The organism is Streptomyces soli, assembly GCF_003999195.1.
Classification (GTDB): Bacteria; Actinomycetota; Actinomycetes; order Streptomycetales; family Streptomycetaceae; genus Actinacidiphila; species Actinacidiphila soli.
This window is the reverse complement of record NZ_RJVR01000192.1, coordinates 46,591-60,149: the sequence shown is the minus strand read 5'-3', so window position 1 is coordinate 60,149 and position 13,559 is coordinate 46,591. Positions and strand designations below refer to the sequence as shown.

The 13,559-nt window shown below is 69.3% G+C and carries 12 protein-coding genes; 4 read left to right on the top strand and 8 right to left on the bottom strand.

Annotation, left to right across the window (positions count from 1 at the left end):
- The first annotated feature begins 404 nt into the window (after nucleotides 1-404).
- Complete coding sequence (locus tag EFK10_RS18265) at nucleotides 405-2,117, top strand: ABC transporter family substrate-binding protein (RefSeq protein ID WP_127356751.1); 1,713 nt, start codon at nucleotides 405-407, stop codon at nucleotides 2,115-2,117.
- Here EFK10_RS18265 and EFK10_RS18260 read toward each other — a convergent pair.
- On the bottom strand, nucleotides 2,107-3,282 hold the full coding sequence (locus EFK10_RS18260; RefSeq protein ID WP_127356750.1) for a hypothetical protein: 1,176 nt from the start codon (nucleotides 3,280-3,282) through the stop codon (nucleotides 2,107-2,109). The two genes, EFK10_RS18265 and EFK10_RS18260, sit on opposite strands and share 11 nt — an antisense overlap.
- A gap of 233 nt (nucleotides 3,283-3,515) precedes the next feature.
- On the opposite strand from EFK10_RS18260, the gene typA reads away from it, so the two are divergent.
- The gene (gene typA / locus EFK10_RS18255) at nucleotides 3,516-5,381 is read left to right on the top strand and encodes a translational GTPase TypA (protein WP_127356749.1); all 1,866 of its coding nucleotides are present in this window, start codon (nucleotides 3,516-3,518) and stop codon (nucleotides 5,379-5,381) included.
- Nucleotides 5,382-5,439: 58 nt separating this feature from the next.
- On the opposite strand, the gene EFK10_RS18250 is transcribed toward typA, so the two are convergent.
- The 5 genes from EFK10_RS18250 to EFK10_RS18230 all read right to left on the bottom strand — a co-directional run bounded on the left by EFK10_RS18250 (nucleotide 5,440) and on the right by EFK10_RS18230 (nucleotide 11,505).
- Nucleotides 5,440-6,519 (bottom strand): ABC transporter ATP-binding protein, encoded by a 1,080-nt coding sequence (locus EFK10_RS18250; RefSeq protein WP_127356748.1) that lies wholly within the window; start codon nucleotides 6,517-6,519, stop codon nucleotides 5,440-5,442.
- Nucleotides 6,512-7,534, bottom strand: a complete 1,023-nt coding sequence (locus EFK10_RS18245) for an ABC transporter ATP-binding protein (protein WP_127356747.1) — start codon at nucleotides 7,532-7,534, stop codon at nucleotides 6,512-6,514. Before EFK10_RS18245 ends, EFK10_RS18250 begins: the two co-directional genes overlap by 8 nt.
- Nucleotides 7,535-7,545: 11 nt before the next feature.
- Nucleotides 7,546-8,532 (bottom strand): ABC transporter permease, encoded by a 987-nt coding sequence (locus EFK10_RS18240; protein WP_127356746.1) that lies wholly within the window; start codon nucleotides 8,530-8,532, stop codon nucleotides 7,546-7,548.
- Between the two features lie 320 nt (nucleotides 8,533-8,852).
- Entirely contained in the window at nucleotides 8,853-9,776 is a 924-nt protein-coding gene (locus EFK10_RS18235; RefSeq protein WP_127356745.1) for an ABC transporter permease, read from the bottom strand.
- 85 nt (nucleotides 9,777-9,861) lie between these two features.
- A complete protein-coding gene (locus EFK10_RS18230; protein WP_127356744.1) occupies nucleotides 9,862-11,505 on the bottom strand; it encodes a peptide ABC transporter substrate-binding protein in 1,644 nt (547 codons plus the stop codon).
- A gap of 413 nt (nucleotides 11,506-11,918) precedes the next feature.
- Between EFK10_RS18230 and EFK10_RS18225 the strand changes: the two genes are divergently transcribed.
- Nucleotides 11,919-12,233 carry a DUF6247 family protein gene (locus tag EFK10_RS18225; protein WP_240677288.1) on the top strand — a complete coding sequence of 105 codons (315 nt, stop codon included), beginning with the start codon at nucleotides 11,919-11,921 and terminating at the stop codon, nucleotides 12,231-12,233.
- Complete coding sequence (locus tag EFK10_RS18220) at nucleotides 12,230-12,478, top strand: hypothetical protein (RefSeq protein ID WP_206305495.1); 249 nt, start codon at nucleotides 12,230-12,232, stop codon at nucleotides 12,476-12,478. The genes EFK10_RS18225 and EFK10_RS18220 overlap by 4 nt, the downstream gene beginning before the upstream one ends.
- Nucleotides 12,479-12,753: 275 nt before the next feature.
- On the opposite strand, the gene EFK10_RS18215 is transcribed toward EFK10_RS18220, so the two are convergent.
- Both EFK10_RS18215 and EFK10_RS18210 read right to left on the bottom strand, forming a co-directional pair.
- Nucleotides 12,754-13,155 (bottom strand): twitching motility protein PilT, encoded by a 402-nt coding sequence (locus EFK10_RS18215; RefSeq protein WP_206305494.1) that lies wholly within the window; start codon nucleotides 13,153-13,155, stop codon nucleotides 12,754-12,756.
- 24 nt (nucleotides 13,156-13,179) lie between these two features.
- Nucleotides 13,180-13,455 carry a hypothetical protein gene (locus EFK10_RS18210; RefSeq protein WP_127356742.1) on the bottom strand — a complete coding sequence of 92 codons (276 nt, stop codon included), beginning with the start codon at nucleotides 13,453-13,455 and terminating at the stop codon, nucleotides 13,180-13,182.
- Nucleotides 13,456-13,559: the final 104 nt, after the last annotated feature.

Below are 13,559 nucleotides of genomic sequence, written 5' to 3'. Positions count from 1 at the left end.
GTCACAGGCGCCCCGCGCCGCGCATCCATCCGGGTTGGGGGTAGGCCGTCCGCCTGAGGTCCAGGGCCGCTCGCCGGGGGCGCATCGCATAGAGAGGCCGCGGCGAATGGGTGGGGCGGTGTCGCGTGCCGGTGGCTCTCGCCTGGCGGCGTTGTCGTCGGTCGACGACGTCACCCAGCCTGGCGGCTGGGTGGGGGAGTGCCCCCACCGCCTTGCCGGACTCGGCCCTCGCCCCGCTCCTTCCTCCGCCCCACCTAATTGCGCGGCCTCTAAGCCGCCCGGGTGGCAGCGCGCCCCGCGTACGCCGTGTCGGGGCGGCGCCACGCCGCGCACCACTTTCAGTAGGTGCGATAACCGGCAAATACCGCGAAGTGATCATGGCCCCGCGTGCGGAGGTACGTCAGATGTCCCGCAGCGTCACCACCACCGGCACCGCAATCGCCGCCGTCGCCGCGCTCGCCCTCGCCGGCTGCTCGTCCGGCGGTGGCGACGCCGCCGGCACCGATGTCGCGACGGCACCGCGCGACGCCGTACGGGACGGCGGCACCATGCGCTGGGCCGTCGACTCCGTACCGGCGACCCTGAACGCCTTCCAGGCGGACGCCGACGGCACCACAAGCCTGGTGGCCGACGCCGTACTGCCGACGCTGTTCCGGCTGGACGGCCGGGGACGATCGCAGCGGGACGCCGACTACCTCGACTCGGCGGACGTCGTAACCACGGAGCCGAGGCAGGTCGTGTCGTACCGGATCAACCCCAAGGCGCGCTGGAGCGACGGCCGGGCCATCGGCGCCGGGGACTTCGCCGCCCAGTGGAAGGCCCTGCGCGGCGACAACGACGCCTACTGGACCGCCCGCAACGCCGGCTACGACCGCATCGCCTCGGTCGAGCCCGGCAAGGAGCCCCACGAGGTCCGGGTCACCTTCGCCAAGCCGTACGCCGACTGGCAGTCGCTCTTCGCGCCGCTGTACCCGGCCTCCGTGACCGGCAGCGCCAGGGCCTTCAACGACGCCGCCCGGCACAACCTCCCCGTCTCCGCCGGGCCCTTCTCCGTACGTAACGTGTCCCCGAAGGGCGGCACCATCACCCTGGCCCGCAACCCCTCCTGGTGGGGCGACCGGGCCAAGCTGAACGCGCTGGTGCTGGCCGCCGTGCCGGTGGCGAAGCGGCCCGCCGCGGTGGCCGCCGGGACGCTGGACGTGGCGGAATTCGAGCCGTCCGCGTACGCCAACCTGCGCAAGCAGGCCGACGCCAAGAGCCCGAAGCTGTCCATCCGCAAGGTCGCCGAGGCCGCTTGGTCCCAGCTCGCCCTCAACGGCGCCGCCGGCCCGCTCGCCGACGAACGGGTACGCCACGCCGTGGCCCGCGCGATCGACCGCCGGGCCATCGCGGACGCCGTCCTCAAGCCGCTCGGCCTGCCCTCGAAACCGCTCGGCAACCACCTGCTGCTCGCGACGCAGGAAGGTTACGCCGACCACAGCTCCGCCCTCGGCACGGCGGACGCCGCCTCCGCGCGGGCGCTGCTCGCCGACGCGGGCTGGCGGCCCGCCAAGGTACAGCCTGCGGCGAAGGGCGCGGCGCCGGCCATGCGCAGCGTCAGGACCGGCAAGGCCCTCACCCTGCGCTTCATCCTGCCGGAGTCGTCCCTCACCCTCAACCAGGTGGGCGTCCGGATCGCCCGCATGCTCGCCGCCATCGGCGTACGTACCGACATCACCCGGGTCGCCGACGACAGCTTCTTCCGCGACCACATCGCCTCCGGCGACTTCGACCTGGCCCTCTACTCCTGGCCCGGCACCGCCTTCCCGGCCACCGACGACCGCCCGATCTTCGCCAAGCCGGAGCCGGCCGCCGACGGCACCCTTACCGTCGAGCAGAACTACACCCGCGTCGGCACCGACCAGATCGACCAGCTCCTCGACCAGGCCGCCGGCGAACTCGACCACGGCGCCGCCCGGGACCTCACCGCCCGCGCCGACGCCCGCATCTGGGCCGCCGCCGGCTCCATCCCCCTCTACCAGCGCCCCCAGCTCGTCGCCCTGCGTACGGGGATCGCCAATGCCGGCGCCTTCGGCTTCGCGACCCCGCGGTACCAGGACCTCGGCTTCAGGAAGTAGTGACCACAGCCGTAGGGTCCAGCAGCTGACCCACCACCGCGACCCGGGCCAGCCCGGGCGCGGTGCGCTCCGCCGCCGCCAGCACCTCGCGGGCCTTCGCCGCCCTGCCGAGGTACGCCAGCGCCACGGCCTGCGTGCACAGTGCCCGCGCCCGCGACACCGCGTCCGGCGCCATCCCGGCGGCGTTCGCGGCCTGCTTGGCCGCCTGCGCCGGCCACTGCTTCAGCAGCGACTCGATCGCCCCCAGGTCGGTCACCCGCAGCAGCAGCGGCTGCGTGTCCCGGATCGTCTGCATCGTCGCCGCGAACTGCGGCAGCGCCTCATGCGGCTGCCAGTGCCCCGCCGCCACTCCGTCCGCCATCGCCCCCGCGTACACCGCCAGCGCCCCGGCCTTGAGCTGCGCCGCCTCGGACCTCGTGTACAGCTCGTTCGCCTGCTCGGCCGCCTGCGCGAACCGCCCTTCCGCGAGCGCCAGCGTGCACGCCGTCCCCAGCCACCGCTGCGTCCCGTCCGACTCTCCCAGCGCCGCGCGCGCCGCCTCGATACGGCCCGCCAGCATCTCCTTCGTCGCCGCCAGCACTGCGGGGCTGTACGTCCACTCCTCCAGCCGCCGCTCCTGGTCGCCGAACGGCAGCCGGAACAGCGTCCAGAACGCGGACATCGGCGTCCCCGGCTTGCTCAGCAGCACTGCCAGGACCACGAACCCGAACCCCGCGCCCAGCGCCGGCCGGATCGTGTACGTCGCCACCGCCACCGCCGCCTCCACAGCCAGCACGCCCGCCACTGCCGTCCACAGCCGCCACTTTCGCGCCCGTACCAGCAGCAGGCACGTCATGAACGGCACGATCGGCACGAGCCTGAACACCAGCAACCGCCCCGCCGCTCGCGTCGAGCCCAGCCACTTCCCGGCCCCGACCGACATCGACACCAGCGCCATCCCCGCCCACCGGCTCAGCGCCAGCGACAACAGGACGTGCAGCTCCAGCCCCAGCACCGTCCCGAGGAAGAGGGTCAGCGGCCCCACCGGCCCGCCCGCGTCGGCCCCACGGATGCCCATGTATGCCCCCAGGGTGGCCGCCGGGACAATGAGGAGCCGCTGGGCGGCCATGCGGCGCCGCTTCTTGGCGGGCGCGGGCGGCAATGTGTTCGATGCGCTGCTGGACATGGCCGGGATCATGACAGACGAGTGATCCCGGCGGACAGCGCGTTTACGGAACCATGACGCAGCCCGTGGTGTGCGGTTTCACGGCTCCCGGGGCCCCCTGCGGAACCTGCCCGGGCGGCCGAGTCGGCCCGGGCCCCGTACCATTGGGTGAGGCCGTGGCTTGACTCGCCCGGCGGGCAGGCGTGCCGATGAGGGCGCGCCGCCACCCACCAACCCGGGAGAAGCGCCGCAGTATGCCCACGCGCCACGACATTCGTAACGTCGCCATCGTCGCCCACGTCGACCACGGCAAGACGACCCTCGTCGACGCCATGCTGAAGCAGGCGGGCGCCTTCGCGGCCCATCAGCACCTCGACGACCGCATGATGGACAGCAACGACCTGGAGCGCGAGAAGGGCATCACCATTCTCGCGAAGAACACCGCCGTCAAGTACCACCCCAAGGGTGGTGGCGACGTGATCACCATCAACATCATCGACACCCCCGGCCACGCCGACTTCGGCGGCGAGGTGGAGCGCGGTCTGTCGATGGTGGACGCGGTCGTCCTCCTCGTCGACGCCTCCGAGGGTCCGCTGCCCCAGACCCGTTTCGTGCTGCGCAAGGCGCTGCAGGCCAAGCTCCCGGTGATCCTCTGCATCAACAAGACGGACCGCCCGGACTCCCGGATCGCCGAGGTCATCGACGAGACGTACGACCTCTTCCTGGACCTGGACGCGACCGAGGAGCAGATCGAGTTCCCGATCGTCTACGCCTGCGCCCGCGACGGCGTCGCCTCCCTGACCCAGCCGGAGAACGGCACCGTCCCGGCCGACAGCGACAGCCTGGAGCCGTTCTTCTCCACGATCCTGGACACCGTCCCGGCGCCGGTCTACGACGACGCGGCCCCGCTCCAGGCCCACGTCACCAACCTCGACGCCGACAACTTCCTCGGACGTATCGCGCTGCTGCGTGTCGAGCAGGGCCACCTGAAGAAGGGCCAGACCGTCGCCTGGATCAAGCGTGACGGCACGATCTCCAACGTCCGGCTCACCGAGCTGATGATGACCGAGGCCCTCACCCGCAAGCCCGTCGAGTCGGCCGGCCCCGGTGACATCTGCGCGGTCGCCGGTATCCCGGACATCATGATCGGCGAGACCCTGGCCGACCCGGAGAACCCGATCGCCCTCCCGCTGATCACGGTCGACGAGCCCGCGATCTCGATGACCATCGGTACGAACACCTCGCCGCTGGTCGGCAAGGGCGGCAAGGGCCACAAGGTCACCGCCCGCCTGGTGAAGGACCGCCTGGACCGCGAGCTGATCGGTAACGTCTCGCTCCGCGTCCTGCCGACCGAGCGCCCCGACACCTGGGAGGTCCAGGGCCGTGGTGAGCTGGCGCTGGCCATCCTCATCGAGACCATGCGCCGGGAAGGTTTCGAGCTGACCGTCGGCAAGCCCCAGGTGGTCACCAAGCAGATCGACGGCAAGACGCACGAGCCGATCGAGCGCATGACGATCGACTCCCCCGAGGAGTACCTCGGCGCGATCACGCAGCTGATGGCGACCCGCAAGGGCCGTATGGAGACCATGACCAACCACGGCTCCGGATGGGTCCGCATGGAGTGGATCGTGCCGTCCCGTGGCCTCATCGGCTTCCGTACCGAGTTCCTGACCCAGACCCGCGGCACCGGCATCGCGCACTCCATCTTCGAGGGACACGAGCCCTGGTTCGGCGAGCTGCGCACCCGTAACAACGGCTCGCTGGTGGCGGACCGTTCGGGTTCGGTGACCCCCTTCGCGATGATCAACCTCCAGGAGCGGGGCGTCATCTTCGTCGAGCCCGGCACCGAGGTCTACGAGGGCATGATCATCGGTGAGAACTCGCGTTCCGACGACATGGACGTGAACATCACCAAGGAGAAGAAGCTCACCAACATGCGCGCCGCCTCGGCCGACAACACCGAGAACGTCGTCCCGCCGCGCAAGCTCTCCCTGGAGCAGTCCCTGGAGTTCTGCCGCGACGACGAGTGCATCGAGGTCACCCCCGAGACCGTCCGCATCCGCAAGGTCGTCCTTGACCAGAAGGAGCGCGGCCGCACGGCGTCGCGCGCGAAGCGCTGACGTACTGACGTACGTACGACGGCCCGGCGCCCCCCGTGGGATGCCGGGCCGTCGCGTTTCACGGCTGCTTGTCCGGCGGGGGTTCATGCGGGGGCTCCACCGGTGGCGCCTCCGGGGGGACGACCGTGGGCTTCTCCTCCGCGAAGTGGCAGGCGCTGTCGTGCGCGGCCGGCGAGTCGAGGCCCCGGAAGACCGCCGGGACGGCGAGCAGAGGGATTTCGAAGGCGCAGCGTTCCTGGGCCTTCCAGCAGCGGGTGCGGAAGCGGCAGCCGGAGGGGGGGTTGGCGGGGGAGGGGACGTCGCCGGACAGCACGATGCGTTCGCGGTGTTCGCGGGCGTCGGGGTCGGGGACGGGGACAGCGGACAGGAGGGCCTGGGTGTAGGGGTGGGTGGGGTGCTCGTAGATCTGGGCGTCGTCGCCGATCTCGACGATCTTGCCGAGGTACATCACCCCGACCCGGTCGGAGATGTGCCGGACGATGGACAGGTCGTGGGCGATGAACATGTACGAGAGGCTGAACTCGTCCTGCAGCCGCTCCATCAGGTTGATGACCTGGGCCTGCACCGAGACGTCCAGCGCCGACACCGGCTCGTCGGCGACGATGATCTCCGGCCGCAGCGCCAGCCCGCGCGCGATGCCGATGCGCTGGCGCTGGCCGCCGGAGAACTGGTGCGGATAGCGGTTGATGTACTCCGGGTTGAGGCCGACGACGTCCAGCAGGTCCTGGACCTTCTTCCGGCGCTCGCCCTTCGGCGCGACCTCGGGATGGATCTCGTACGGTTCGCCGATGATGTCGCCGACCGTCATCCGGGGATTCAGCGAGGTGTACGGGTCCTGGAAGACCATCTGGATGTTGCGCCGCACCGCCTTCAGCGCACGCCCGGACAGCTTGGTGATGTCGTCGCCCTTGAAGATGATCTCGCCGGCGGTGGGCCGCTCCAGGTTCATCAGCAGCTTGGCGACCGTCGACTTGCCGCAGCCCGACTCGCCGACGATGCCGAGCGTCTCGCCTGCGTAGAGGTCGAAGTCGACGCCGTCGACGGCCTGAACGGCTCCGACCTGCTTCTTGAACAGGATGCCCTGGGTCAGCGGGAAGTGCTTGACCAGGCCGCGCACTTGAAGGATCGATTCAGCCATCGAGGCACTCCTTCCAGAAGTGGCAGGCGCTGGCCCGGGTGGGGCTCACGTCGTACAGCGGCGGCTCGTCCGTGCGGCACACGGCCTGCGCCATGGGGCAGCGCGGGTTGAAGGCGCAGCCCGGCGGGATGTGCAGGAGGTTCGGCGGCAGGCCCTTGATCGCGTACAGTTCCTGGCCCTTCTGGTCCAGGCGCGGGATGGAGGCGAGCAGGCCCTTGGTGTACGGATGGGCCGGGCGCCGGTAGATGTCGTGCACCGGGGAGGTCTCGACGATCCGGCCGGCGTACATGACGGCGATGTAGTCGGCGACGTCGGCCACCACCCCCAGGTCGTGGGTGATGAGGATGAGCCCCATGCTGTACTCGCGCTGCAGCTCCGCCAGCAGCTCCATGACCTGCGCCTGCACGGTGACGTCGAGCGCCGTCGTCGGCTCGTCGGCGATGATCAGCTCGGGCTCCAGCGCCAGCGCCATCGCGATCATGATGCGCTGCCGCATACCGCCGGAGAACTGGTGCGGATACTGCCCGACCCGCTCCCGGGCCGCCGGGATCCGTACCCGGTCCATCAGCTCGATCGCCTTGGCCTTGGAGTCCTTCCGCGACAGGCCCTCGTGCACGATGAACATCTCGGCGAGCTGGTCGCCGACACTCATTACCGGGTTCAGTGCGGACAGTGCGTCCTGGAAGATCATCGCCATCTTCGCGCCACGCACCTTGCGGCGTTCCTCGGCGTTCATCGTCAGCAGGTCCCGGCCCTGGAAGAGGATCTCCCCCTTCGTCACAAAGCCGGGCGGCGAATCCAGAATGCCCATGATCGCCTGCGCGGTCACCGACTTCCCGGAGCCGGACTCCCCGAGCACGGCGAGAGTCTCGGCGGCCTTCACGGTGTAGCTGACTCCGTTGACCGCGCGCGCGACCCCGTCCCTCGTACGGAACTCGACATGCAGATCCCGTACGTCCAGCAAGGGCGCCGACGGCCGGGCGGTCCCCTCGGCCGATACCTCAGTGGTCGTCATCGACGCCTCCGTCAGTGCAGCTTGGGGTCGAGGGCGTCGCGCACCGCGTCGCCGAGCATGATGAAGGCGAGCACGGTCACGCTCAGCGCCCCGGCCGGCCACAGCAGCATGTGCGGCGCGTTGCGGATCTGGCTGGACGCCTGGGAGATGTCGATGCCCCAGGACACGGTCGGCGGCTTCAGCCCGACCCCGAGGTACGACAGCGTGGCCTCCAGCGAGATGTACGTACCGAGCGCGATCGTCGCGACCACGATCACCGGGGCCACCGCATTGGGCGCGATGTGCCGCAGCAGCAGCCGGGAGTTGCCCGCCCCGAGCGCCCGCGCGGCCTGTACGTAGTCGTTCTGGCGGGCGGTGATGACCGAGCCGCGCGCGATGCGGCCGATCTGCGGCCAGCCCAGCAGCACGATGAAGCCGACCACCGGCCAGACGGTGGTGTTGGTGATCACGGACAGGAAGACCAGCCCGCCCAGCACGATCGGGATGCCGAAGAAGATGTCGCTGACCCGGGACAGGATCGCGTCCCCCCAGCCGCCGAAGAACCCGGCCAGCCCGCCCAGCACACTGCCCAGGATCGCCGCGCCCAGCGTCGCGCAGACGCCCACGGTGACGGAGGCGCGGGCGCCGTAGACGACCCGCGTGTACACGTCGCAGCCCTGGTTGTCGAAGCCGAAGGGGTGGCCGGGCGTCGAGCCCTTCTGGGAGTTGCCGAGGTTGCAGCTGAGCGGGTTGCCGCTGGCGATCAGGCTCGGCCAGAGCGAGATGACGACCAGGAAGATGATCACCAGCGCCGAGATGACGAAGATCGAGTTGCGCCGCAGATCCCGCCACGCGTCCGACCACAGGCTGCGCGGCTTCTCCGCCGGCCCGCCCGGAGCCTGCCCGCCGCCGGGCCGGCGTTCCAGGGACCGTGCCTCGTCCTGCGCGAGGTTTATGCTCGCGCCGGTCCCGCCCGCGGGCTCAATCGCTTCGTCGCGGTGATTATCGGGCTCAGGCATAAGGAGTCCTCAGGTCGGTCAGGCCCGGCTGCGCAGGCCTCTCCAGCGCCCTGCCCGCGCTGCGGGCAGGCTTAGAGGCCGCGCAAATTGGTGGGCGGCGTCGCGGCGCCCGGACTCTCGCCTGGCGGCGTTGTCGTCGGTCGCCACCCAAAACCAGGGTGCCTCCCTCTCCCCCAGCCCTGGCGGCTGGTGGGGGTCCCCCCGGCCGAAGGCTGGGGGAGTGCCCCACCGCCTTGCCAGACTCGGCCCGGACACCGCTCCTTCCCCCACCCACCAATTTGCGCGGCCTCTTAAATGCGGATTCCTGGCCGCGCAGCGGCCTACGCATAGCGGATCCTCGGGTCCAGAACTGCGTACAGGAGGTCGACGAGGAGGTTCGCCACCAGGAAGACGATGACGAGGATGGTCACGAAGCCGACGACGGTCGCCGAGTCGAGGCGCAGGATGCCCTGGTAGAGCTGGAAGCCGACGCCGCGGATGTTGAAGATCCGCTCGGTGACGATGGCGCCACCCATGAGCGCCCCGATGTCGGTGCCGATGAAGGTGACCACCGGGATGAGGGAGTTGCGCAGCAGGTGGCGGGTGATGACCCGGCCGCGCGGCAGGCCCTTGGCGATGGCGGTACGTACGTAGTCGGCGCGGGCGTTCTCGACGATGGAGGTACGGGTGAGCCGGGTGACGTACGCCAGGGAGACCAGCGCGAGGACGAGGCCGGGGATGATCAGCTCGTTGAAGGGCGCCCCCGTGGACACCGAGGGTGAGATGACGCCCCATTTGACGCCGAGCAGGTACTGAAGCACATAGCCGGTGACGAAGGTCGGGATGGAGATCACGATCAGGGTCAGCAGCAGGGCGCCGGTGTCGACAGGCCGGCCGCGCCGCATGCCGGTGATGACGCCGAGCGTGATGCCGATGATGATCTCGAAGAGGATCGCGACGATGGTGAGCCGCAGCGTCACCGGGAAGGCGCTCCCCATCAGCGCGGTGACCTGCTGGCCGTTGTAGGCGGTGCCGAAGTCACCCTGGAAGATCTGGCCCATGTAGTGCAGGTACTGCTGCCACAGGGGGTGGTCGAGGTAGAGGTCCTTGCGGATCTGCGCGGCGGTGGCGGGGTCGCAGGCGCGTTCGCCGCACTTGGCGGCGACGGGGTCGCCGAGGGCGTACACCATGAAGAAGATCAGCAGCGTCGTGCCGATGAACACCGGGATCATCTGCAGCAGACGGCGGATCACATAGCGTCCCATGGGGCCTTCCCGGGAGCGGGTCGGGTGGCGGGTCGGGTGAGGGCCTGGCGGCGGCCCGGAGAAGGCCCCGGGCCGCTGCGATGCGTCAGCTGACCTTGATCTCGTTGTAGACGGGGACGCTGAACGGGTCGAGCGCGACGTTGGAGAGCCGGCTCGACCAGCCGGCGCTGCCGTTCTGGTACCAGAGCGGGATGGCCGGGACCTCCTGGGCGAGGATCCGCTCGGCGTCCTGGAACTTCAGCACGGCCTTCGCGCTGTCGTTCTCGGCGTTGGCCTGGTCGACCAGCTTGTCGAAGGCCGCGTTGCTGAAGTGCGAGTCGTTGGACGAGGCGCCGGTGTAGTAGAGCGGCTGCAGGAAGTCCTGGATCAGCGGGTAGTCCATCTGCCAGCCGGCCCGGAAGGGCCCAGTCATCTGCTTGTTGGTGATCTTGTTGCGGAAGTCCGCGAAGGTGCCGGTCGGGCTGCCGACGCAGGCGTTGTCGTTGCCGAGCGCGTTGTTGATGCTGTTGCACACCGCGTCGACCCAGTCCTTGTGCGAGCCGGTGTCCGCGTTGTAGCCGATTTTGAGGGTGCCGCCGGGGATCCCGCCGCCATCCTTGATCAGCTTCTTGGCCTGCGTCGGGTTGTAGGTGCAGACGCTCCCGCAGACGCCGCTCTGGTAGCCGCCGGCGGAGCCGAGGACCGGCGAGGTCCAGTCGGTGGCGGGCGTACGGGTGTTCTGGAAGATCGTCTTGGTGATCTGCGGGCGGTTGATCGCCATCGAGATGCCCTGGCGCACCTTCGCCGAGTTGGCGCCCTTCCAGTTCTTGTCGTAGAGCGGGAAGCCCAGGGTCTGGATGATGCCCGCCGGGGTGTTGAGGTAGCGGCCGCCCAGGTCGCTCTTGACGTTCTTCAGCTGCGTGGCCGGGATGTCGTCGACCAGGTCGAGGTTGCCCGCCTGCAGGTCGGTGTACGCGGTGTTGTTGTCCGTGTAGACCTGGAGGTCGACCCCGCCGTTGACGGCCTTGTCGTCGCCCTTGTAACCGCTCCACTTGCGCAGCTTGATGCCGGTGCCCCTGGTGTACGACTGCACCTCGTACGGGCCGTTGCCGATCGGCTTCTGCAGCCAGCCGGCGTGGTCGGTGAAGAACGACTGCGGCAGCGGCATGAAGGCCGAGTAGCCGAGCGTGTCCGGCCAGGTCGAGAACTTCTGGTTGAGCTTGACGGTGAAGCTCAGGTCGCCGGTCTTCTTCAGCCCGCTCATCGTCTTGGCGGAGGGGGAGCCGGTCTCCGGGTGGACCTTGTCGAAGCCGTCGATGTAGGAGAAGAAGGAGGCGTTGATCTGCTTGTTCGACGTCACCGCCGCGTAGTTCCAGGCGTCGATGAAGGAGGCGGAGGTGACCTTCTGTCCGTTGCTGAAGGTCCATCCGTTCTTGAGCTTGATCGTGAAGTTCTGCGAGTCCTTCGTGCCGATCGAGCTGGCGATCATGTTCTGCGCCGCGCCCGTCTGGGGGTCGTACTTCTTCAGCCCCCGGAAGATCATTGACAGCACCTTGCCGCCCTGCACCTCATTGGTGTTGGCCGGCTCCAACGGGTTCTGCGGGTCCGTCCACGACGCACTCAACACCCCCGTGGCGCTGCTCCCGCCGCCACCGCCCCCGCCACCACCGCCGCAGGCCGTCACCGTGGCCGCCAGCACGACGGTCGTCGCCGCGCAGGCGGCCCACTTGTAGCGCGTGGCTCCGCGCATCGGGTGCCTCCTTGTGGAGTCATGGCTTCATGGCTCATATGTCATGGGTTACAAAAGACACTTTGTTCCCCATGGCACCGCAAGTAGGACACCAACGCAGTCGTGTCACCGATTCGGCGCAGCGCACCCCAGGTGGGTCGGTCGGCCGGCGCAGCGACCCCCTGTGCCTGCCGGTGCCGGTCTCCTTGAGTCGCTCGCCGAGGATCTTCCGGACCCGACTCAACCGTGTCCGCATCGCGCAGCTCGACCCCTCCGAATCCCAGGCCACCTCCTCTACCGGCAGATCCAGCAGATGGTCGGCGATCAGCGGCATGTTACGAGCGCTGCGTCATAGACTTTGAGGCCGGACCGGACGGGAGGTACCAGCGATGACCAGTCAGCCGCTAGCGAACGGCGGGGGACCGCTCATTCCCATGCCCGCGCTGGATGCCGAGTCCCTACGCGCGGCCGTGGAGACGATAGCGCCGACCCGCAGGCCGGAATTCGACCGCCACATGGCACGGGCGATGCACCAGGCCCGCGACCAGCAGAGCCTTGATCCGCTGCGCCTCTTCTCCCTGCACTGGGGCATGATCGTCGCGATCGAGCGGTGGCCCGACCGGGCCTCCCGTCTGCGGGAGCACGAGCTGATCGCCTCCGAGACGGCTGACGACGACGAGATGCGGGCAGCGCTCGCGGAGATCCACCGGATTCTCGACGCGGCCGAGGCCGAGGTCAGGGCGCTGTGAGTGACACCTGGACGTGGGAGTACGACCCGGACCGCGCCCACGTTGTTGCCGGTCTGCCCGTACCAGTCATCGCAGCAGTCGAGCATGCCGCCGGGCAGCTTGCCGCGCTGGGTCGGGACGCACGCGAGGTGGGCACCGGCAGTCGGCTGCGTGTCGTTGATATCGATGGCGGCGCGATGTTGTGGTTCTTGCCGGTCGAGAGCCGTCAACTGATCGTCATCGTGAGGGTGGTCTGGGCTAACTGAGCTATCCGGCGGATGGGGCAGGGACGTGTCGGGGTCTCACGGCCCGTGTCACCCGGGAGCGATCAGCACCCAAGACGCCCGGGCCCCTGGCACCCCCTTTACGCGCCGCCAACGTACATGGCCCGCATCCGAAGGTCTCGGATGCGGGCCTTGGTGCTGAGCCGAAATGGGCGGAGCCCCGGTCAGAGTGTCTTGCCTTCGTCCTGGGCCTCTTCGATCGCCTCGCCCGATCCCCCGGTCATCACCGGGCAACGGCCTTTCGGGCGACGGTCTGCTCAGACCGGCTGGATCTGGGCCCTCTTGCCGCGCTCACCCAAGTGATCAAGCAGCCGGTGGATGTCATCCGGATCGGATGTGGCCACGACCGCCCCAGATCGGGCCGCCAGCACGCTGACGGCTCCATCGACCGTGTCATCCGACCCTGCCTTGCCAAGAAGCTTGCCGACTTCCCGCGCCAAAGTGTCCTCCAGGGGCACGACATCGCATCCCTTCAGGAACTGCGCCAGACGCGCTTGCCGTGAGCCGTTGCGCCACACCTGGGCGACAACAGGCGCGGGCACTTGCGGTACGCCGCCTGCGGTCAGGTAAGCCCGGTGGCTACGCCAGACCTTGGCGTCGGACCCTTCGGCGGCAATCAGCATTCCCGCGTCGTAGACCACCACGCGCAACCCGCTCATCCGCGCCTCCCTCCCCACCACGGCTCAGGCCGCGTTGTGCTCGGAGGCGGCGCTTACGCCAGTCGCTGGCTGCGTAACCAACTCCATGAAGCCGTCCACCCAGGCCTGCTCCTCAGGGGTCGGCGGGCCGATCTCCGCGAGGACGACCTCTGCCTCCGCCAGACCTGCCTCGATCTTTGCCGCGTGCTCTGCCGCCCTGGAGAGCCATGCCGACACGCTCAGACCCTCACGCTCTGCCGCCTCCTTGGCGGCAGAAAGGATCTCGCTTGGGATAGTGATCGTGACGCGCTCAAGGCTCATACTCGAAATCATACCGGCGAGGGTCCAGTCCTTGCGCGCTCCGCGAGAGGTTCACTCGAACGGGCATGGCCCGCATCCGGAGTCTCGGATGCGGGCCATGTTGC

What these genes read in the sequence shown, in the direction of transcription:
- EFK10_RS18245 (WP_127356747.1), bottom strand. Translation starts at nt 7,534, where the DNA reads ATGACGACCACTGAGGTATCGGCCGAGGGGACCGCCCGGCCGTCGGCG.
- EFK10_RS18240 (WP_127356746.1), bottom strand. Translation starts at nt 8,532, where the DNA reads ATGCCTGAGCCCGATAATCACCGCGACGAAGCGATTGAGCCCGCGGGC.
- EFK10_RS18250 (WP_127356748.1), bottom strand. Translation starts at nt 6,519, where the DNA reads ATGGCTGAATCGATCCTTCAAGTGCGCGGCCTGGTCAAGCACTTCCCG.
- EFK10_RS18210 (WP_127356742.1), bottom strand. Translation starts at nt 13,455, where the DNA reads ATGAGCCTTGAGCGCGTCACGATCACTATCCCAAGCGAGATCCTTTCT.
- EFK10_RS18225 (WP_240677288.1), top strand. Translation starts at nt 11,919, where the DNA reads ATGCCCGCGCTGGATGCCGAGTCCCTACGCGCGGCCGTGGAGACGATA.
- EFK10_RS18230 (WP_127356744.1), bottom strand. Translation starts at nt 11,505, where the DNA reads ATGCGCGGAGCCACGCGCTACAAGTGGGCCGCCTGCGCGGCGACGACC.
- typA (WP_127356749.1), top strand. Translation starts at nt 3,516, where the DNA reads ATGCCCACGCGCCACGACATTCGTAACGTCGCCATCGTCGCCCACGTC.
- EFK10_RS18235 (WP_127356745.1), bottom strand. Translation starts at nt 9,776, where the DNA reads ATGGGACGCTATGTGATCCGCCGTCTGCTGCAGATGATCCCGGTGTTC.
- EFK10_RS18260 (WP_127356750.1), bottom strand. Translation starts at nt 3,282, where the DNA reads ATGTCCAGCAGCGCATCGAACACATTGCCGCCCGCGCCCGCCAAGAAG.
- EFK10_RS18215 (WP_206305494.1), bottom strand. Translation starts at nt 13,155, where the DNA reads ATGAGCGGGTTGCGCGTGGTGGTCTACGACGCGGGAATGCTGATTGCC.
- EFK10_RS18265 (WP_127356751.1), top strand. Translation starts at nt 405, where the DNA reads ATGTCCCGCAGCGTCACCACCACCGGCACCGCAATCGCCGCCGTCGCC.